Source organism: Phenylobacterium sp., assembly GCF_004799395.1.
GTDB lineage: Bacteria > Pseudomonadota > Alphaproteobacteria > Caulobacterales > Caulobacteraceae > Phenylobacterium.
Window position 1 is genome coordinate 1 of the sequence record NZ_SSMZ01000105.1, and the last position, 19,607, is coordinate 19,607.

The following is a 19,607-nucleotide window of genomic DNA, read 5'->3' on the forward strand; positions in this document are numbered from 1 at the left end:
GGACTCGCGCGGCACGATCCCAAGCGGCTCGACAGCCTGCTGGCCGACGACCCGCAGGCGCGGCTTGAGGACATTCTGGTCCGCACGGCGAAGGCCGCGCGGCTCGACCTGCCGGGCGCCCAGGTCCGCCTGCGCGACCTGAAGGCCGAGCTGCACCTCTTGACCGCGCTCGCCGATCTCGGCGCGGTCTGGGACCTGGACCAGGTGACCGGCGCGCTCACCCGCTTCGCCGACGCCGCGCTCGCCGCGGCCCTGACGGTGGCCGCGAAGGGCGAGGTGGAAGCCGGGCGCCTGACCCACCTGGGCGAGGGGCCAAACGGGCCGGTCCCGGGTTGGTTCTGCATCGCCATGGGCAAGCAAGGCGCCTTCGAGCTCAACTATTCCAGCGACATTGACGTCTCGGTCTTCTTCGATCCCGACGCCCTGCCGCTCGCGCCCGGCGTCGAGACCGAGGCCTTCGCGGTGCGGCTGACGCAGCGGCTGTCGGACCTGATGCAGCTGCGCACCGCCGACGGCTACGTTTTCCGCATGGACCTCAGGCTACGTCCCGATCCCTCGTCCACCCAGGCCGCGGTGCCGATCCCGGCGGCGCTCGAGTACTACGAGAACGTCGGCCAGAACTGGGAGCGGGCGGCGTTCATCAAGGCGCGCGCCTGCGCCGGCGACATCCCCGCCGCCGAGGCGTTCCTGGCCGAGCTGCAGCCCTTCGTCTGGCGCAAGAACCTGGATTTCGCGTCCATCGCCGACATCCATTCGATCAAGCGCCAGATCCACGCCCACAAGGTGGACGAGCGGGTCTCGGCCAAGGGCGTCGACCTGAAGCTCGGGACCGGCGGCATCCGCGAGATCGAGTTCTATGTCCAGACCCAGCAGCTGATCCTGGGCGGGCGCAATCCGGCCTTGCGCAGCCGCCGCACGCTCGACGCCCTGGCCGCCCTGACCGAGGCCGGCCATGTGGCGCCGCAGACCTGCGCGGAATTGGCCGAGGCCTATGTGCGCCTGCGCGATGTCGAGCACCGGGTGCAGATGCTGGCCGACGAGCAGACCCACAAGCTGCCGGAGGCCGATGCGGACCGCAAGCGCGTGGCGGCGCTCTCGGGCTTCGAACCGCTGCGCCAGTTCGATGCGGGGATCACCCGGACCCTGAAGGGCGTCAATGCCCGCTATGGCGAGCTCTTCCCGTCGGAGGAGCCGCTGTCCTCGCGGTTCGGCAGCCTGGTGTTCACCGGCGTCGAGGACGACCCAGCAACGCAGGCGACCCTGAAGCGGATGGGCTTTTCCAGCCCGCATTCGGTGGCGACCACCATCCGCAGCTGGCACCACGGGCATATCCCGGCCACCGCGACGGAACGGGGCCGCGAGCTGTTCACGCGGCTGGCCCCGCGCCTGCTCGAGGCGGCGCAGGCGACCGGCGCCCCGGACCCCGCCTTCACCCGCTTCGCCGACTTCTTCTCGCGGCTGTCGTCGGGGGTGCAGCTGCAATCGCTGTTCCTGGCCCAGCCGAACCTGTTCGAGCTGATCGTGCAGGTGATGGCCTTCGCGCCCCGCCTGGCGGCGACGCTGGCGCGGCGGCCGGCGGCGATCGACGCCATGCTGGACGGGAGCTTCTTCGAGCCCATCGACCTCGGCGAGGATCTCGCAGTGATGCGCGCCGCCGTGGCCCGCGCCGACGGCTTCGAGTCGGCCATGGACGTGGTGCGCGTGGTGCACCGCGAGCAGGCGTTCCGCGTGGGCGTGCAGGTGATGAGCGGGGCGGCGAGTGCGGTGGCGGCGGGCAAGGCCTTCGCCGATCTGGCCGACGTCTGCGTCGACGTCCTGGCCGACGCGGCGCTGGCCGAAACCCAACGGTTGGGCGGCGCTTTTCCCGGTGAGGTGGCGGTCGTGGCGCTGGGCAAGTGCGGCTCACGCGAGATGAGCGCCACCTCCGACCTCGACCTGATGACCCTCTACCGCGCCGCCGATCCGCACGCGGCCTCGGCGCTGAAGAGCTGGGACGCGGTGACCTTCTATGGCCGTTTCACCCAGCGGCTGATCGCGGCCCTGTCCAGCCAGACGGGGCAGGGCGGGCTTTACGAGGTCGACATGCAGCTTCGGCCCTCCGGCACCAAGGGCCCGGTGGCGGTGAGCTTCGCGGCCTTCGAGGGCTATTACGAGGCCGAGGCGGAGACCTGGGAACTCTTGGCGCTCACCCGGGCGCGGGTGGTCTGGTCGACCAGTCCGGCCTTCGCCGCGGATGCGGAGGCGGCGTTCGGCAAGGCGCTGCGGCGGCCGCGAGACCGGGCTCAGACGGCGGCCGAGGTGCGCGAAATGCGCGAGCTGATGCACCGCGAGCGGCCGGCCAAGGGCGAGTGGGACCTGAAACTCTCGCCCGGCGGGATGGTGGACATCGAATTCGCGGCGCAATTTCTGCAGATCGCCCACGCCGCCGAAGGCGGGCCGCTGTCGCCCAACACCGCCGCGGCGCTCGCGGCGCTGCGGGAATGCGGCCTGGCGCCCGCGGGCCCCGCCGGCGACCTTGCGGCGGCCTGGCGGCTGCAGCAGGACCTGACGCAGCTGCTGAAAGTGGCGCTCGCCGACAACGCCGACCCGTCGGACGAGCCGGCGGCGTTCCGCGTGCTCCTGGCCCGCGCCGGGGGCGTGCGGGATTTCCGGCAGCTCAAGACCACCCTGAAACGCGCCCAGGGGGCGGCGAACAAGGCCTATGACGCGATCGTCAGGCCTTAGCCTGCGGCGACCTTGGCCAGGGCCACGCTGGCCTGGCGCACCGGGAGCGAGAAGGTGGCGCTGGTGCCCTGGCCGGGGGCGCTGCGCAGGTCGAGGAGGCCGCCGTGCATCTCCACCAGCGACTTGGTGAGGGCGAGACCCAGGCCCGTGCCCTGCTGGGTCTTGGCGTGCTGGCTTTCGATCTGTTCGAAGGGCTGGGCGAGGCGGGCCAGGTCTTCCGGCGGGATACCGATTCCGGTGTCCTGCACGCTGATCCGCACCCGCTCGCCCAGAGGGTCCTCGCGGCGCTCGGCGTGGATGGTGATCAAGCCGCCACGCGGGGTGAATTTCACGGCGTTGGAGAGCAGGTTCAGCAGCACCTGCTTGATCGCCCGGTAGTCGGCCTCGACCTCCGGCAGGTCCGAGAAATCGAGTCGCAGCGATAGGCCCGCGGCCTCGGCTCGGTTGCGCACCAGGCGCAGCGCGTCCTCGGCCACGTCCTCCAGCGCCACCGGCTCGAAGCGCAGGTTCATCTTGCCGGCCTCGATCTTCGACATGTCTAGGATGTCGTTGATCAGGGCGAGCAGGTGCTGGCCGGAGTTCAGGATGTCGCGGGCGTAGTCCTTGTAGCGCGGGTCGCCGACCGGCCCGTACATCTCGGCGACCATGATCTCGGAGAAACCGTTGATGGCGTTCAGCGGCGTGCGCAGCTCGTGGCTCATATTGGCCAGGAATTCGGACTTGGCCTGGTTGGCCCCTTCGGCGCGGACCTTCTCGTTCTCGTACTTGCGGGCCAGTTCCGAGAGCTGCTCCTGGCTGCGTTCGAGGTTCACGACAGCGCGACGCAGTTCGTCCTCGTTGACCCGACGCGCCTCCTCCTGGGCCTTGAGCGCGGTGATGTCGGCAGCGGTGACCACAAGGCCGCCCTCTGCAGTGGTGCGCTCGGAGATCTGCACCCAGCGGCCGTCGACCAGCTCGGCCTCGCGCACGCCCTTGCGGCCACCCAGCGCCGGGAACTCCTGGCGCACGGCGAGCTTGGCTTGGGCCTCCAGCTCCTCGCGCAGCACGCCGGGCTTCAGCACCTGCGGCTCCAGGCGGAAGAAGCTGCGGTAGTTCTTGTTGCACATCAAAAGCCGACCCTGCTTGTCCCAGAGGACGAAGGCTTCCGACACGCTCTCGATGGCGTCGCGCAGGCGGGTCTCGGCGGCCTGGGCGCGGGCCTGGGCCAGACGCTCTTCGGTGACGTCGAGCGCCACGCCGATGATGCGCGCGAAGCCGCCCTCCGGGCTCTTACCGAAGCCCTGGCCGCGGGCGTCGATCCAGACCGGCCGGCCGCCGGCAAGGCTGGGCACTCGGAAGGAGACATCGAAGCCGCCGTAGACCGCGGCGTTGGCGAGCGCCTCGCGCAGTCCGTCGCGGTGGCCCTCGGAAACCCGCTCGAGCACCTGCTGGCCGTCGACCACGCCGCCCCGCCAGCCGAAGAGGGCGGCGGTCACGTCGGACATGAAGATGCGGTCTTCCGACAGGTCCCATTCCCAGATGCCGCAGCGGGCGGCCTCGACGGCCAGGCGGAAGCGTTGTTCGCTGTCGCTGTAGGCGGCGTGCGCGCGCTCGACGCGTTTGGATTCGGCGAGCAGCAGGCCACCGAGCGCGCCGGCGACCAGCAATGGCACGAGCAGGGACACGATCTGCTCGGCGATGCTGAGCGGCCCGTGGGTGGCGCGCGCGATCGCGACGGCCGTATAGACGGCCAGCAGCACGAGGGCGGCGAGGATCGCGATACGCGCGAAGCGCTGCGTGGGCGGCTTGGCGAGCGCCAGATCGGCGGATCGATCCTGCGCCTTGGCCGCGCCCATATCCTCGCGTGCCTCCAAGGCTCGCCGCTCCCGACTTGAGGCAAATCACCCCGCTTAGGGGGTGGAGTCTAAGCGCTAAGGGTAAACAGCGTCACCGCTATTCAGCGGCGAATTGTCCCGCTTGTAGGTTAATTTGGCGGCGTCTTCGGCCCCGTCCCTAAAGCCGCACGACGATCCGGCGACGGTCCAGGATGTAGCCCAGGAGCCAGCAGGTCAGCATGTAGGCGATAGCGCAAAGGAACGAGCCCAGGGGGCCGGGAACAGCGGCCTGGAAAAGGTTCTCGGCGATCCAGTCGTAGACCCCGACGCCGGGGGCGACTTCGATGGTCTGAAGGGTGGTCACGAAAAGCTCCGAGAACAGGTAGATCACCAGCGGATTGCGCCCGAAGACCTGGAAGAAGCGGGTGGCCGGGTTCGGCGCGCGGCCTTCCAGAGCGGCAGCGAGCGCGGACAGCAACACGAGATCCAATCCGACGGTGAGCAGGACGAAGCTGCCGGTCCAGAGCTTCTTCGACATCGGGAAGAGCGGGGTCCAGGCATAGGCCGCGACAGCCAGGATGGACCCGAGCAGCGCCATTCGCATGAGGGCCGTCCGCCGGCCATCCGCGGCCTTGAGGTAGCGCGCCGCCAGGTAGCCGGCGATCACATTGACGGTCGCCGGCAAGGTTCCCAGCAGACCTTCCGGATCGAAGCCGCCGTCGCGACGGTAGAGGTGGCGCGGGCCGAGCACAAAGAGGTCGAGCCGCGTCCCGGCGTTGGTGAGCTTGGCGAAGGGGTCGGCGGGGTCGCCGAACGCCTGCAACGCGCCCCAGTATCCGAAGAGAAGCAGCAGGCTCAGGCCCACCAGCCAGCGCAGCGACAGATAGCGCACGGCGAAGGCGCCCAGCACATAGCAGAGCGCAATCCGTTGCAGCACGCCCATCACGCGCGTGTCCGTGAAGGGCTTGAGCATCCAGGCGCCGTCCTGGCGATAGACGAAGGGGTACCAGTACATCAGGAACCCCAGCAGGAAGATCAGCGCCGCGCGGCGCAGGACCTTGAGCGCGAAGGCGCCGGCCGGCGATGGCCGCCCAAAAGCAAAGCTCATCGAGCAGCCGACGGCGAACAGGAACGATGGGAAGACCGCGTCCGCAGCGGTGAAGCCGAACCACCTGGCGTGGACTAGCCATGGATAGGGATGCGCGCCGGGGCCTGGCGTATTGACGACGATCATCAGGCAGACGGCGAGCCCGCGGAACACGTCCAACGACAGGTGGCGCGTGGCGGGCTTCTCCATGGTCCGGCCTACGGCTGCGCAAGACGGGCAAGGAGGGCCCGCGTGGCGGCCACCAGATCGGCGGGGCGTTGGCGGACGTAAGACCCTTCGCGTTCGATCCAGGCCTGTTCCCAGGCGGCGATGGCCCGGACGGTCGCGGCTTCGTCGAAGGGCCCGGCGCCAGCGGCGCGCAGGGCGTCGAGGAATTGCATCCAGCGGGGCATGTAGTAGTCGCGATAGAGCCCCTGCCACATCTTCGAAGCGTAGTCGGACAGGCCGCCGTCGCCGCCCCAGACCGTCACCTGAGCCTTGGCGTTCAGGACGTAGGCGCGGGCGTCAGCGGAGGTGTCGGCATAATCGCGGGCGGCGTCGATCCAGGTGGCGAGCGTGTTCGGTTGGGCGCCCAGCAGCGCATCGAGCGCCTGGGCAAGGTCGTCGACCTTGCGCCGCGCCCGGTCCCCCGCGGCGAGGTCGCCGCGGCGGTAGGCGGCGACTGTGGCTTGAAGCTGCAGGTCGATCTCCTCGCTGACCAGGTGGCCGGTGGCGTCGATCAGGTCGTGGACGAAAAGCTTTTCGCTGGCGAAGACCGGAGCCAGCCGCGCCAGTTCGTCGACCGCAGCGGCGAGCTTGGCCCGGTCACCGGCATGGCCCGGAAACTCGCCGATCGTCGCCGTCGGCCGCTTGCAGAACAGGTAGGCGCCGGCGCGGCCGTTCCACCAGCGGGGCGTCCAGTAGCGGGTCGTGTAGGCCGCCTCGACCCATTCCCGCAGCGCCGCGTCCAGCTCCGGCGTCGTGCGGCCGTAGCGTGACTTTGCATAGCCCGAGAGCCAGGCCGCCAGGGAGGATCCGCCGGCGCTCCAGGCCAGGTCGTAGGCCTCCTCGTAGACGATGGAGTTGTTGTCGAGGCCTTCCGGGAACATGCCGAAGCCGCTCAGTTTCCTGGCCTGTGGATCGGCCAGAACCGCCGCCAGGTCGCGCCGGTAGCCGTCGAGATCGCCATAGACGGGATTGCTGGCCCCGTAGTTGTGCACGTAGCCGAACACCCACGGCTTTCCGGCGAAGGCGCGGGCGCGCCGCCAGGCGTCCGGATAGCGGTCGTTGCCGATGTCCAGCACCATGACGCCGCCGGCGGGGACCTGGCTGAAATAGGCGGCGATGGCCGCCTCGTCCCAGAACTGCGGATCCGCCCCGAACAGCCAGCCCTGCATCACCCAGACCGCGTCGGGGCGGGCCTGGCGGAAAGCCGCGTGGATCGCCTGGCCATAGGCGGCAAGGCGTTGAGCCTTCAGAGCGGGATCGATCGGAGCCGCCGCCGCGGCCTTGCTGGCGCCACCGTCGCCGACGCCGGCGTTGCCGCCGCCCGTCCCATCGTCGGCGACCGGCGGGCGCATCTCGTTGAACGAGTCGGCCAGGTAGTAGGTGCCGGCGCCGTAGGTCTGATCGTAGAGCGCCAGGAACTGGGCGGTGAGTCGAGCGAACAGCGGATCGCGCGGATCGAGCCAGTAGGTCTCGTGGAAGCCGCCGCCCGCCGGCATGCGGTAGATCCGGGCGTTCATGTGCTTCAGGGCGAAGGCCTTGGGCACATAGCCGCCGAAGGCCGGCAGGATCGGGCTCATGCCGAGCGCGCGCATGGCGCTCAGGATCTTCCGTTGGAGGTCGCGCTTCTTGTCGATCCAGGCCGATGGCAGCGGGGCGCGGTAGCCCTCGATGTTGCCCATCCGCTGCCAGGGCGTGAAGGCGGGGCCGGAGAAGTAGCCGGCCAGCTCGGCCTGGGTGAGCCCCTGTTCGCGCCACAAGGCCCGCCAGACGAACTCCTGGCCCTCGAGCGCCAGCGGCATGTCGATCCCGTGGACCGCCATCCAGTCGATCTCGCGCCGCCAGCGCGGCCAGTCCCACCAGGGCGTCGTGTAGCCGTAGGTGCAGGGATTGAGGTAGGCGCGGCGGGTGAACGGGCTTTCGACGCGGCCGCTAGCCCCGTCGGCCCAACGGGCGGGCACGGCCACGCGATCGCCCTCCCAGCTGACGTGGGCGGCGCCGGTCCGGCGCATCCAGGCATAGGCGCCGCGCGCCAGGGCCACGCCGCTGTCGCCCTTGACCGAGAGTCTTCCGTTGCGGGCCTCGGCGGCGTACCACGGCCGCGCGCCCGTGGGTTCGAGGGTCAGGGCGATGCGCGCCGCCGCGGGCCCGAAGAGCCGGGTCAGGACTCCGCGGGCGGCTCCGCTCTCGCCAGCCGCCCACGCGGGCGCGGCCGCGGTCAAAGCCGAAGCGGCGAGCGTCCGTGAGAGGGCTTCACGGCGCGAAACGGATCCCGGCATCTGTTCGGATCACCCCAAGCTGACGACCGCAGGGTGCGCCGATTGCGGCCGGGGTCAAACCCGGCCGCGGCGGGGTTCAGGACGAGTCGTGGCCGTTGGTGACGGAGCTCCGTGGTGTCGCCGGAGGGACCGGTGGCGCGGGCGGATGGAATTCGGGGGGGCTTAAGGCCCAGCTCCTGGCAGAGCTCAATCACGAGCGCATCGGGATAGAGCTGGAGGAAGGGTCGGGCTCGGCAGCGCTACGGTCCGCTGCCGCAGGCCCCGACCCAGGCGATGGACCGCGCCAGCGGCCCGCACCTTCTGGTCCAGGTCCTCGGCGTCGAGGGCCTGCTGGAGGTGCAGCGCGAGATTCAAGACCGCATCGGCGAAAACGCCGGGCGCCTGGCCCTGAGCCTCTATCATGGCTGTAACCGCGTCCGACATAGCGGACCTTCGAAGAGTCCGATTACAGTCCCCTGCAGGAATCCGCTGGGGGCGGCATGGACATCCACAAACCCAAGCCGTGGCACGGCCTGCGCGAGTTTCTCAAGGAGTACGTGATCATAGTGGTCGGCGTGCTCACGGCGCTGGGCGCCGAGCAGCTGGTGGAGACCTTGCACTGGAATCACCGCGTCGGGGAAACACGCGTCCAGCTGAACCAGGAACTCGGCGCCGACGCCGGTGCTGGCCTGAGGTGGCTGACCAACGCGCCGTGTCTGGACGCCCAGCTCACCGCGCTCAGCCAGGCTGTGGCCGAGGCGCGACACACGGGAACCTACCGGGCGCCCGCACAACGATACGCCCCGACGCTCGTTCAGTTCACGAATGACGCGTGGCTGAACGCGCGTTCGCTGCAAGTCTCCGACCATATGGGGCCGGAGGCGGTGAAGCTCTATTCGAAGGCCTTCTTCTACCCAGCCGAGTTGGCGACGAATATTACGACGCTTCACAGCCTCGCCGGCGAGTTGGAGCCGCTGGACACGGACCTCGACCATGTGAGCCCCGCGGAGGCCGGCGAGTGGGCCGCCAGGATCGGCCGGATCAGAGAACTGCAGGCGCGCACGGAGGTCGCCATGACCTACACCATCCTTTCGACGGACTTGGTCCACGAGCCCATCGGCCTTGAGATGCCGCAGCGTTTCGCGGCCGATCGGCGCAAGTTGGAAGGCGCCTGCGTCGCGGACCCGGTCACGGTGCTGGCGACCCTGCGGGACAGATCGCTCAGCACGCGCCAGCAGTTTGAGAAGCTGGGCCTGGTCTATTCGCGGGAACCCTAGGCGATGGACATCCACAAGCCCAAGCCCTGGCACGGTTGGCGCGAGCTCCTAAAGGAGATCGGCACCATCGTCATCGGCGTTTTGGTCGCCATCGCCTTCGAGCAGGCGGTGGAATGGCTACATTGGCGCCACAAACTTGCCGACGCCGACGCCGCCGTGCGCTTCGAGCTGCACGACGACGACCTGCCCCAGGCCTACGCGCGTATCGTCGTGCGCGGATGCCTGGAAATGCGGCTGGACGCGCTCACCGCCGGGCTCGCCGCCGATCAACCGCGCGAGGCCTTCAGCCGTCTCGTCCAAGGCTACAATCCGCCATTCCGCACTTGGGACATGAACGCGTGGCAGGCCATGGTTTCCTCCGACGTCCTCACCCGCCTGACCGCCGAAGAGGCTCTCCACCGATCTCAGGCCTATAACCTCGTGCCCCCGCTCGGCGCCATTAACGTGCGGGAGCGCCAGGACGCCACCGATCTGGAAGCCCTCGATCCGAAGCCCGGCGCCCTGACGCCGGCGGAGCGTGACCGCACCGTCCTGGCGCTGCGGCGATTGCGCATCGACGATCTGGAGATGTTCTACGGATCGGCGACCCTGCTACACGCCAGCGAGGATCTTGGCGTGACGCTGACGGACAAGGACAAGGCCAGGGTGATATCGGAGCTGCGGCCGACGTGGGGAGGGTGCCTCGTCGATCCGCAGATGAGACATCCTGGCCTGAACAACCAGGCGCCCCTCCACTAAGGCCGCCCTCGGACCCGTTGCAGCGGGCGGAAGAGTCCGATTACGTAACTCGTGCCGGGAGCGGCGGTGCTTGAGGTCGGGACGTACATGGAAACCCGCACATCGGAGCCGAAAGTGGAAGCGCTGTTGCTGCGGTTCCTCCTCGGGGCCCTGTTCATCGCGCATCTCTACTGGAAGATCGCCGTGCTGCCCGGCGGGATCGAAACCTGGTGGAACAACCTCCAGGGCGCCGGCTATCCGCCGATTGTCCCAGGCTACGTGCTGTCGGCCGAGATTGCCGGCGCGCTGTTGCTGATTCCCGGCGTGTTAACCCGCTACGTGGCGCTCTACGCCATGCCCATGATGGCCGGGGCGGCGCAGTTCTGGGCGGTCCGCAAGGGCTTCTATTTCACGGCGGCGGGCTCAGAACTTCCGCTGGTCTGGTTCACGCTGCTCGGCATCCAGGCCGTCGCGGGTGACGGGCCGGGGGCGCTGGCGCCCTCGCCAAACTGGCGCGCAGTGGCAGGCCGGCTGCGGATCAAGGCTCGGGTCGCCTAGGTCGGCCTTCCCCCCAAGACTGCCGTCCGCCGCGTCTGCTTTCTAGCTCCGGGCATAGCACAGGCACGAAGGTCTGCTTCCCGGTCAGGGGCTTCCGGCAGAAGGCGACCCATAGCGGACATGCGGGGAGTCTGCTTACAGTCACCCACAGTGAACCGCTGGGGGCGGCATGGACGTCCATAAACCCAAGCCCTGGCACGGCGTCCGTGAGTTCCTCAAGGAGTACCTTATCATCGTGGTCGGCGTGCTGACCGCGCTGGCGGCGGAGCAGACGGTCGAGGCGCTGCATTGGTCCCACCAGACCCGGAACACCGAACTCACCCTGAGCTCGGAGGTCCAGCAGAGCGTGGACGCGGTCGCCGAACGGCAGGCGCTGGACGCCTGTCTGCGCAGTCAGCTCGTCGCACTGCGCGCTGCCGCGTTGGGGGGCGGGGGCGGGCCCGCCTTCGCGCCGCCAACGGCAGCCGCGACGTCCGGCCGGGTTGTCGGCGACCTCTACCAAACCCCCTGGCGCGCCTGGACGCGCGGCAGTTGGAGCGCGGCGGCGGCCAGCAATTCCCTCAACCATGTCGATCCGCAGCGCCTGATCGCCTATGCGAACGCCTACAAGGCCATTGAGGATATCGATGCGATTATCCGTCAGGAGCGCAACGGAAAGGGGGCGCTTGCGCCACTGGCGTTGGGCAAGCTGGGGCCCCAGGAGGCCGGTCAGGTGCTTTCAGCCCTGACGAACCTCGATGGGGATCGCGCGGATATCGGGGTGGCTGGCCGCGACCTGTTCGAAGATGCGGGCAAGCTCGGGATCAGGCCCCACGCGGCGAATGCCTATCTGGCGGCCTTCCGGAAGCGCACCGGCGTATGCGTTTAAGGGCCGGACCCAGGTCCGCTTTTCACCCATCTCGCCCGTCTGCAACGACCGCTCAGCGGACCGAGGTTCTGATCCGCCAAGCGATCGCGACGACGGTCTCAGATTTCAATCTGCTCCGACAATTCCAAGGCGTCGTCCACCGCGATGCCTAGATAGCGGACTGTGTTCTCCAGCTTTCGATGGCCGAACAGCGGCTGGCAGGCGCGCAGGTTCCAGTCTTCTTGTAGACGAGGGCCACCTTCGTCCGCCGCAGGCCGTGTGTACCGTAGGCGTGGGGCTCTAAGTCGGGTCTCCCCGTTGGGCCAGAGCCGAACATTTGCGATTCGCGGAGCCGGCGACTTGGCGCGCGTGAAGGGCGAGTTTCTGGAGCTGGCCCAATATCCGCAACTGGCGCGCGTTCGCCGCTGTTCCGTCAGTCGGTCATGTCCCACCGCGCTAGCGGGGGCGCTTTGCTTTCCGAGGGTGGAGGGTGTCACCCCGGCTCAGCATGGCCACCATCTCGGCGATCTTGGCGACCCGCTTCTCAGTCGTCTTGGCCTGTTGCACGCGGTACAGGATCGCAAAGCGATTGGCCGAATCCAGCGCGTCGAACAGTTCGCGGGCCGCGGGTTCGGCGTCGAGCGCGGCGTTCAGGTCGGCATCCGGCGCCGCTTCACCCTGGCGAGTGTAGGCCGCCGCCCATCGTCCATCCGCCTTGGCCTGGTCGACCCGCGCCCGCCCCCGCGGGTGCATGCGGCCCGCTTCCTCCAGTCTCTCGACCCGCTCACGATTGATCTGTGACCAGGCGCTCTTGGGCCGCCTCGGCGTGAAGCGGGTCTTGTAGAAATGGGCGTCCACACGGCCAAGCTGGCCATCCACCCAACCGTAAGCCAAGGCGCAATCAATCGCGTCCGACTTGCTCACGGTCGGCTCCGGCGCGCCCTGTTTGGCGAACCTGAGCCAGGCTCCGGGAGAGGCCTCGCCCTGCTCGTCCAGCCACCGCTCCAGCGCCTCCGCATTGGCGAAAGTTAGCAGAGGAAGGTTGTCCTCAGGCATCCGCTTCTCCAGCCACATCATAGGCGCCTCGAAAGACGGCGCCTTGATTGTCTCGTTTCCGGAGCGGCGCCAAGGTCCGTTCCCTTGGCGCGGCTGAGACTCTGCAGATCGACCTCACATCGCGACTTGCAATGCGGGAGCCATCCACACAGGACGTTGGAAAGCTCGGCAGCATGGCAGCGGACAGTCCGTCTGCGCTCCTCCGCAAGTCGGCAGCCTTGCTCCTTCTCGCCATGGCGCCCGGGCGCGGGCAAGATGGGTGGAGATCGATCGCGCCTCGAGGCCGGTCACGACGGGGAGCCGTGGCCGCAGAGCACAGCTAGCGCCTCGCGCTCATCCGGCGCGAGCGCTGGGGGTCGGACGCCCATGTCCGCGGCCTTAGCAAGCAGCGCCTTACCGTTCCCGGTGTAAAAATCCGCCATCGCGCGTTCGTTCGCCACCGCATCCAGCACCCGACCGGCGTCGGACGGGTTCAGCGCGTTCCGCTCATGGGCGCCGAATAGGACCAGCGAATTGCTGCGTTGCAGGTCGATGACCTTCTGCTGGTTGGCGAGACCGTCGTAGAGCTCGGCGAGCATCAGGCGCTCATGCAGCGGCATGTGCGTAACGGCGCTCGCCTTGACCGTGTCCCAACTGCTGGTTCCGAACTGCGGAAGGATTGACCGCAGCCTGGCGGGCTTGGGGCCGCCGCGGGCCCAAGCGCCGTAGGCGTCCATCTGGGAGAGCAGGCATCTGTCCTCCTCGATCCCCCAGACGATAACGCTGATGTTGGCCTTGATCTCCGCCTGCAGCGACGCGCGCGCCTCGTGCACTTCGGCAGCCTGGTGGGCCAGCTCGGCCACCTGCTCGGCCCCCAGCGCCGTCAGCACCCCGACCACGATGATCAGGTACTCTTTCAAGAACTCGCGGACGCCGTGCCACGGTTTCGGCTTGTGAATTTCCATGGACCGAGCCGCCCCCCAGCGGTTCACTGGCGGTGACTGTAAGCGATGGGGTGGACGCCGCCTAACGGCATCGATGTGCCAAAGTGGAGGTGTTGAACACACCATTTAAGAGGAGGCGTCCACCCCATCGCTATGGGTGGTGGGCTCAACCGGTGAACGCAGACGCAGCGAACGAGGGCTCACCTCGCCACGGAGGCCGTCGCCTGTGCCCGCTCGGCTGCACGCGCGCCCGCCAGGACGTTGCTCATCGCGTAATTGCCCTCATGACAGGCGAATTCGTAGAGCGGCGCATCCGTCGCGACGAATGCCATCTCCGCCCGCCAGGCGCGGGCGAAGATCCTCGGGTCCGCGACGGTGAACTCGTATTTCAGCGCGGCTGGCGCGACACGCGTGAACCGCTCCACGACCCTCGCCCCGGCGGTGAAGAAGAACGGGGCCTGGCTCAACGGGGCATCCGCTCGCAGGTTGGTGGTTTCCACCACCAGGGTGTCCTTCTCCCAATGACCGATGGAGTCGCCGGTCCAGGTCCTGATCTGGCTGGGCAGATGCGCCGCGCCGATCCGGATGATCCGCAATTCGCTGTTGTTCTCCGCCATGATCGCGATCTGGTCGCGGGTCTGCACGAACCGGTAGTTTGCGTTGTAAGGGGCGTTCATCATCACCGGCCCCATGGCGCCCCAGCTGGGCAACAGGCAGCGGTCGCCCGCCACGGGCCGTGATTCAGGGCCGTCGAAAGATTCAGTCTGGGCCTTGGCGAACACCGCAGCTAGCCGCTTGCCCTCAGCTGAATACGGCAATTGGCCGTCGTCGGGGTCGACCAGCCAGGAAGTGCGAAATGCACCTCCGATCCGGGCCAGGTGCGCCCCGTCCCACCACTCAGTTTCGGTACCCCCAACGTTCGCCGCCGTGCTCGGCGGCGAGTAGCTGGTCATCAGTTTGCGCTCCGCCGCCGCCACATCGGCGGGCCGCACGACCAGGGGAAGGATACCGGCAGGGCGTTGCAGGCGCGTGAGGGCGTTGTTGTTCCACACGCCATTCAGGTCGGGCGCGCCGTAAACATTTCGCGGGGTGCGGTAGGTTTGCCCTGCAGCGCTGGCCCCCGACAGGCCGAGCACCCCGACCAGGGAAAGCACGCACAACGCGCCCCCAATCAATTTAGGATCCATGACTTAACGCCCCGGACGGATCACTTGGGACCACGGTAGGCGGACTCTCCGATGGTCCGCAATGGGTCGGCTCTCACCGTTGGGTCGCTGCCGGAAATTCGCCGTTCATCGAGCCGCTACCCGGAGCGTGGCGAATGGCGAGTTTCTGGAGCTGACCCAACGACAGCTCATGGCGCGTTCCAGACGCCTTGCATCAGGCATATCCCGGCCTCGAAGCGGTCGCTCGGAAGGTCGGGGCACGGTCAAACGCGAGGATTCCTCTATGTGGCGCCCGGTTCAGGCGCAGCCGTATCCTCCGCGCGCACAGTGTCTTTCCAAGGCTTGGTGAAAAGCAGAGCCATCACCGTGCAGGCGATAAGGCTGAGGCCAGCGTCCACCATCAGATTGCCGGCGAGACCGCCGCGATCATAACCCAGGCCGTCCAGCAGGGGCATGTAGACGATAGGGACGATGGAGGCGGCGTTGATCAGCGCGAATTGCGTTGAGGCTATGGGGTTGTTCCTGCCGATAGAAATCAGGACCAAGGCGTAGATCAGCGCGAACGCCGCCGACTGGAACACATTCTCCCCCACCATGGCCAAGGCGAAGAGAAAGGACGTGCGGGCGGGAACGAGCAGGCTAAGGGTGAAGAGGGCGCCCAGCACGCCTATGCCAATGTAGAGCGCCAGGGGCGGGAAGCGCCTGACGAACACGGGGGCGATCAGAGCCCCAAAGACCCCGCCCAGGGTCGCGCCCACGCCGCCGATCAGACCGACAAAGGCCTCCGAGGCGTGGAAGTCGCGTCCCACCCCGCTCAAGGTGTTGGTGAGCGAGAAGGTCGCACAAGGTACGGCGAACAGCGCCATCATTCTCCAGATGTGCCGGTCGCGCATGATCCTGGCCAGGTTGCGCGTCACTGGGCCGAAGCTGTCGCGGAAGGAGAGCGTCGGCATGGGCTCGTGCGGGACGAAGAAGAACAGGCTCAAGGGCGCGAGGCCTATGAGACAGATCACGGCGACCCCGAGCTCAAAGGGCAGGCCGCGTAGGAGCAGGATAGCCGCCGCCGAAGAGCAGCCGAAGCCGGCGACGCTTGCCGCGGACATCCATGCCCCCAGCACGGGCTCTTCGTTGCGGGCCAGCAGTTGGGCGAACCAGCCTGCGATCGCCGGCGTGTAGAGAAAGTAGCAGACGTTTGCCAGGAACATGACGACCGCGAGCGCGGGAAGGTCGGAGAGCAGGTTTAGGCTGAGCGCCGTCAGGACGGCGAGGCCGAGCGCCAGGGCGATTGCGTAGACGCGACGGCTCAGGCCCACGTCGAGGATGGGCGCTGCCAGGAAGTTGAAGGCGCCCGGAAGAAAGCTGAGGCCGGAGATCGAGGCGATCTGCAGTTCGGGCACGCCGCGCGCCGCCAGGAGCTGAGGGATAGTGATCACGAGGACGCCGCTGAACGCGCCATTGCACGCCGTGGCGAGGCCGAGCGCCCAAGCCGGCGGAGCCCGGCGCGCGCCCGATGCCAGGCCAACGGATGGTGTAGACTCCACGATGCCCCCCCCAGTGCCAGGCACCTTACGAGGCGAATTGAGGGACCGCTATGGGTCCGGATCAGGTCGCTAGTAGCCTCGCAGGAATAGGACCGCAGCCGCTGGACCCGCCAACGTCTGGTTTAGGGTGCGGAGCCAAGGTCGGCGCAATTGTCGCCGCCAACATTGGTCATGGTGAAGGTCCGCTAGGAGTCCGAACCCGGTCCTTGCCCCTTGCGGGGCAGGGTCTAGAATTCCCCCTAGGCTTGTGGATGAAAGCGATGAGCGACGCTGTCGGCCCTGGCGATCTGGTTCTGTGCGTCAATGCCGCCCCAAACCATGTCACGGGCAGGCCGGTCCCCCTCCGGGCCGGGGAGACCTACCGCGTCATCGCGGTCATGGAATTTGCCTGCCCATGCGGACGCTCCGATGCTCTGCTCGATGTGGGCGTTGACTTCGCGTGGTGCCAGACGCGCTTCCGACTCCTGCCAAAGCCCAAGGCCCAGACCAGAACGCGCGGCGCTTCGGCTCCCAAGGAGACGGAAACGATTCGCTGAACAGCCGAAGACGGCTTCCGTCCTAGTCTTCGCCCAAAGACCGGCTGACCAGTTCGAAGACGTTCTTCGACAGGCCGGGGCTGGCCAGGATGCGCTCCAGCTCCGCCTTCATCAGCTTGCCCAGCTCCGGCTTGTAGCGCCGCCAGCCGCCGAGGGGCTCGACGAGCCGCGCGGCGGTCATCGGGTTGAAGCCGTCGGTGGCCAGGATCTGGTCGGCCAGGAAGCGGTAGCCGGCCCCGCTGGGATCATGGAACCTGACCGGGTTGAAGCTCGCGAAGGTCGACACCAGCGCCCGCAGCCGGTTGGGGTTCTTGGCCTCGAACGCCGGGTGGGCGGTCAGCCCCAGGACGCGGCCCAGCGCGCCTTCGTCCGGATCGCGGGCCTGAACGGCGAACCACTTGTCGATCACCAGGGGCTCGTCCTTCCAGCGCTCATAGAAATCGCTGAGGGCGCTCTCGTAGCGCTGGCCGCCGATTAGGGCGAGGGCGGCCAGGCCGCCGATGGCGTCAGTCATGTTGGCGGCGGCCTCGTAATGGCTGAAGGCCAGCTCGCCCACCTCCGAGCGGGGGTTGGCGGCCATCAGGTCGAGGGCGGCGTTGCGCAGGGCGCGGCGGCCGGCGCCGGCGGCGTCGGGAGAGAATTCGCCCATCTCCTGCAGGCCCAGGTGCAGCCGCTTCAGCTCATCGGCCAAGTGCAGGGCGAGCCGCTTGCGCAGCGCCTCGCGCGCCTCGTGGATCGCGGCCGGATCCGCCGGCGCCATGGCCAGCGCCAGGTCGGGCTCGGACGGCAGGATCAGCAGCAGGGCCTTGAACGCCGGGTCGGCGGCCTGGTCGCCGAGCGCCCGGCCCACAGCCTCGGCGTAGCGCTCTTCACCCACCTCGTCAGCCATGCCGGTCGCCCGGGCCAGGATCAGGGCGCGCGCCAGCTCCTGGCCGGCCTCCCAGCGGTTGAACAGGTCCGGATCGCCCGCCAGCAGGATGTAGCGGTCGCGGGCCTCGGCGTTGGAGGTCAGCTTCACCGGAGCGGAGAAGCCGCGCAGGGCGGAGACTACTGGACGCTCATCGACGCCGGTCAGGGTGACCTTGGTCCTGGGCCCCTCGAGCACGACCACGGTCTCATCCGCCGCCTGGCCGTCGCGTTCAAAGGCCTGGGTGCGGCCGTCGCCGTCCAGCAGGCCGATGGTGACGGGGATGGGCAGGACGCCCTTGGTGGGCTGGCCGGGGGTCGGCGCGGTCTCCTGGACGATCTCCAGCTCCAGCTCGCGGCGCTCGGCGTCATAGGTGCTCTTCAGCGTCACCTGCGGCGTGCCGGCCTGTTCGTACCAGGCGAAGAAGGCGGTCAGGTCCTGGCCGGAGACGTCGGCGAAGCAGCGGATGAATTCCTCGACGGTGGTGGCGTGGCCGTCCCAGCGTTCGAAGTAGAGGTCCATCCCTCTGCGGAAGGCTTCAGGCCCGATCAGGGTCTTCAGCATCCGGATCACTTCCGCGCCCTTCTCGTAGATGGTCGCGGTGTAGAAGTTGTCGATCTTCATATAGCTCGATGGGCGCACGGGGTGGGCCAGGGGGCCTTGATCCTCGGCGAACTGGCGCGCGCGCAGCGCCTTCACGTCCTTGATCCGCTGGACGGCGTGGCCGCGCTGGTCGGCGGAGAAGCTCTGGTCGCGGAAGACCGTCAGGCCTTCCTTGAGGCACAGCTGGAACCAGTCGCGGCAGGTCACCCGGTCGCCGGTCCAGTTGTGGAAATACTCGTGCGCCACGACGCTTTCGATGCGCTCGAAGTCCATGTCGGTGGCGGTCGCCGGGTCGGCCAGCAGGAGCGAGGAGTTGAAGATGTTCAGCCCCTTGTTCTCCATGGCACCGAAGTTGAAGTCGCGGACAGCGACGATCATGAAGAGGTCGAGGTCGTACTCCAGGCCGAAGGTGTCCTCATCCCACTTCATGGAGCGCTTCAGCGCGTCCATGGCGTAGGCGGCGCGCGGGGCCATGCCGGGGTCGACATAGATCCGCAGGTCCACCGGCCGGCCGGTCATGGTGACCAGCTTGTCCTCCAGCACGTCCAGCTCGCCGGCTACCAGGGCGAAGAGGTAGCAGGGCTTGGGGAAGGGATCGTTCCAGACAGCGAAGTGGCGGCCATTCGGCAGGGGGCCGCTCTGCATCAGGTTGCCGTTGGCCAGAAGCCGGTGGAAGGCCTTGTCCGCCTCGATCCGCACCGTGAAGCGCGACAGCACGTCGGGGCGGTCCGGCCAGAAGGTGATCTTGCGGAAGCCCTCGGCCTCGCACTGGGTGCAGAAGCGGCCGGCGGACATGTAGAGCCCGTCCAGCGCCTTGTTGGCTTCCGGATCGATCTCGACCTCGGTCTCCAGGGTGAAGGCGTCGGGCGTGTCCGGGATGGTCAGGAATTCACCGTCGATGGTCCGCTCGTCGTCGGCCAGGACGCGGCCGTCGATGGCGACCGAAATGGCCTTCAGCCGCTCGCCGTTGAACTTGAGCGGCTCGGCGTGGTCGCCGTTGCGGCGGACCTGGAGTTTCGCTCTCACGCGGGTGGTGTTGGGCTTCAGGTCGAAGGTCAGATGGACCTCGTCGATGAGGAAGGCGGGAGGGCGATAGTCGGCGAGCCTGATGGCCTGGGGCGTGTCTGTGCGCATGCGAAGGGTTTAGCGCCCCCGCCGCCGCCTCACCAGCCGGCAAAACCTCGCGCGATTGCGCCAAATCAAGACCAAGCGTTGCCGTTGGATGCACAGGGCCCGCGCGGCCGTGCCGCCAAGCAAGGGGATACCTATGAATGTCAACCACTTCACCCTGCCGCTCGCCGGCGACGACATCGCGACCACCGGACCCCGGAGCGTCAACCTGGACGTCAAGAAGGTCTTCTTCACGAC

Annotated in this window: 14 protein-coding genes and 1 pseudogene; 6 read left to right on the top strand and 9 right to left on the bottom strand. The window is 68.1% G+C overall.

Annotated elements, in window-relative coordinates; translation table 11 throughout:
* Window positions 1-2,724, top strand: a 2,724-nt coding sequence (locus E8A12_RS07375; RefSeq protein WP_293367273.1) for a bifunctional [glutamine synthetase] adenylyltransferase/[glutamine synthetase]-adenylyl-L-tyrosine phosphorylase, incomplete at its 5' end; no start/stop codon positions are given.
* Here the strand turns inward: E8A12_RS07375 and E8A12_RS07380 are convergent.
* From E8A12_RS07380 to E8A12_RS07390, 3 genes are all read right to left on the bottom strand, one after another.
* Window positions 2,721-4,577 carry an ATP-binding protein gene (locus tag E8A12_RS07380; RefSeq protein WP_293367274.1) on the bottom strand — a complete coding sequence of 619 codons (1,857 nt, stop codon included), beginning with the start codon at window positions 4,575-4,577 and terminating at the stop codon, window positions 2,721-2,723. The genes E8A12_RS07375 and E8A12_RS07380 overlap by 4 nt on opposite strands.
* 139 nt (window positions 4,578-4,716) lie before the next feature.
* A complete protein-coding gene (locus tag E8A12_RS07385; protein ID WP_293367275.1) occupies window positions 4,717-5,835 on the bottom strand; it encodes a heparan-alpha-glucosaminide N-acetyltransferase domain-containing protein in 1,119 nt (372 codons plus the stop codon).
* 8 nt (window positions 5,836-5,843) lie between these two features.
* Window positions 5,844-8,129 (bottom strand): alpha-N-acetylglucosaminidase, encoded by a 2,286-nt coding sequence (locus E8A12_RS07390; protein WP_293367276.1) that lies wholly within the window; start codon window positions 8,127-8,129, stop codon window positions 5,844-5,846.
* A 479-nt stretch (window positions 8,130-8,608) separates the two neighbouring features.
* Between E8A12_RS07390 and E8A12_RS07395 the strand changes: the two genes are divergently transcribed.
* The 4 genes from E8A12_RS07395 to E8A12_RS07410 all read left to right on the top strand — a co-directional run bounded on the left by E8A12_RS07395 (window position 8,609) and on the right by E8A12_RS07410 (window position 11,528).
* Window positions 8,609-9,385, top strand: coding sequence for a hypothetical protein (locus E8A12_RS07395; RefSeq protein WP_293367277.1), 777 nt, complete (start codon window positions 8,609-8,611; stop codon window positions 9,383-9,385).
* Window positions 9,386-9,388: 3 nt separating this feature from the next.
* Window positions 9,389-10,123, top strand: coding sequence for a hypothetical protein (locus E8A12_RS07400; RefSeq protein ID WP_293367278.1), 735 nt, complete (start codon window positions 9,389-9,391; stop codon window positions 10,121-10,123).
* Between the two features lie 114 nt (window positions 10,124-10,237).
* Complete coding sequence (locus tag E8A12_RS07405) at window positions 10,238-10,660, top strand: DoxX family membrane protein (protein ID WP_293367279.1); 423 nt, start codon at window positions 10,238-10,240, stop codon at window positions 10,658-10,660.
* A 235-nt stretch (window positions 10,661-10,895) separates the two neighbouring features.
* A complete protein-coding gene (locus E8A12_RS07410) occupies window positions 10,896-11,528 on the top strand; it encodes a hypothetical protein (RefSeq protein ID WP_293367280.1) in 633 nt (210 codons plus the stop codon).
* 98 nt (window positions 11,529-11,626) lie between these two features.
* On the opposite strand, the pseudogene E8A12_RS07415 reads toward E8A12_RS07410, so the two are convergent.
* The 5 genes and pseudogenes from E8A12_RS07415 to E8A12_RS07435 all read right to left on the bottom strand — a co-directional run.
* Window positions 11,627-11,814: pseudogene (locus E8A12_RS07415) on the bottom strand (integrase); the annotation flags it as partial.
* A 149-nt stretch (window positions 11,815-11,963) separates the two neighbouring features.
* Window positions 11,964-12,584, bottom strand: a complete 621-nt coding sequence (locus E8A12_RS07420; protein ID WP_293367281.1) for a YdeI/OmpD-associated family protein — start codon at window positions 12,582-12,584, stop codon at window positions 11,964-11,966.
* Between the two features lie 266 nt (window positions 12,585-12,850).
* Window positions 12,851-13,507, bottom strand: a complete 657-nt coding sequence (locus tag E8A12_RS07425; protein WP_293367282.1) for a hypothetical protein — start codon at window positions 13,505-13,507, stop codon at window positions 12,851-12,853.
* A gap of 179 nt (window positions 13,508-13,686) precedes the next feature.
* Window positions 13,687-14,673 (bottom strand): hypothetical protein, encoded by a 987-nt coding sequence (locus tag E8A12_RS07430; protein ID WP_293367283.1) that lies wholly within the window; start codon window positions 14,671-14,673, stop codon window positions 13,687-13,689.
* Between the two features lie 260 nt (window positions 14,674-14,933).
* Window positions 14,934-16,217, bottom strand: coding sequence for an MFS transporter (locus E8A12_RS07435; protein ID WP_363211744.1), 1,284 nt, complete (start codon window positions 16,215-16,217; stop codon window positions 14,934-14,936).
* Window positions 16,218-16,453: 236 nt separating this feature from the next.
* On the opposite strand from E8A12_RS07435, the gene E8A12_RS07440 reads away from it, so the two are divergent.
* Window positions 16,454-16,729 (top strand): hypothetical protein, encoded by a 276-nt coding sequence (locus tag E8A12_RS07440; protein WP_293367285.1) that lies wholly within the window; start codon window positions 16,454-16,456, stop codon window positions 16,727-16,729.
* Window positions 16,730-16,751: 22 nt separating this feature from the next.
* Here E8A12_RS07440 and pepN read toward each other — a convergent pair whose 3' ends face one another.
* On the bottom strand, window positions 16,752-19,373 hold the full coding sequence (pepN, locus tag E8A12_RS07445; RefSeq protein WP_293367286.1) for an aminopeptidase N: 2,622 nt from the start codon (window positions 19,371-19,373) through the stop codon (window positions 16,752-16,754).
* Window positions 19,374-19,607 lie beyond the last annotated feature (234 nt).

Excerpts from the sequence above, each read along its gene's own strand:
- E8A12_RS07385 (WP_293367275.1), bottom strand. The coding sequence starts at position 5,835 with ATGGAGAAGCCCGCCACGCGCCACCTGTCGTTGGACGTGTTCCGCGGG.
- E8A12_RS07390 (WP_293367276.1), bottom strand. The coding sequence starts at position 8,129 with ATGCCGGGATCCGTTTCGCGCCGTGAAGCCCTCTCACGGACGCTCGCC.
- E8A12_RS07395 (WP_293367277.1), top strand. The coding sequence starts at position 8,609 with ATGGACATCCACAAACCCAAGCCGTGGCACGGCCTGCGCGAGTTTCTC.
- E8A12_RS07400 (WP_293367278.1), top strand. The coding sequence starts at position 9,389 with ATGGACATCCACAAGCCCAAGCCCTGGCACGGTTGGCGCGAGCTCCTA.
- E8A12_RS07420 (WP_293367281.1), bottom strand. The coding sequence starts at position 12,584 with ATGATGTGGCTGGAGAAGCGGATGCCTGAGGACAACCTTCCTCTGCTA.
- E8A12_RS07425 (WP_293367282.1), bottom strand. The coding sequence starts at position 13,507 with ATGGAAATTCACAAGCCGAAACCGTGGCACGGCGTCCGCGAGTTCTTG.
- E8A12_RS07430 (WP_293367283.1), bottom strand. The coding sequence starts at position 14,673 with ATGGATCCTAAATTGATTGGGGGCGCGTTGTGCGTGCTTTCCCTGGTC.
- E8A12_RS07440 (WP_293367285.1), top strand. The coding sequence starts at position 16,454 with ATGAGCGACGCTGTCGGCCCTGGCGATCTGGTTCTGTGCGTCAATGCC.
- pepN (WP_293367286.1), bottom strand. The coding sequence starts at position 19,373 with ATGCGCACAGACACGCCCCAGGCCATCAGGCTCGCCGACTATCGCCCT.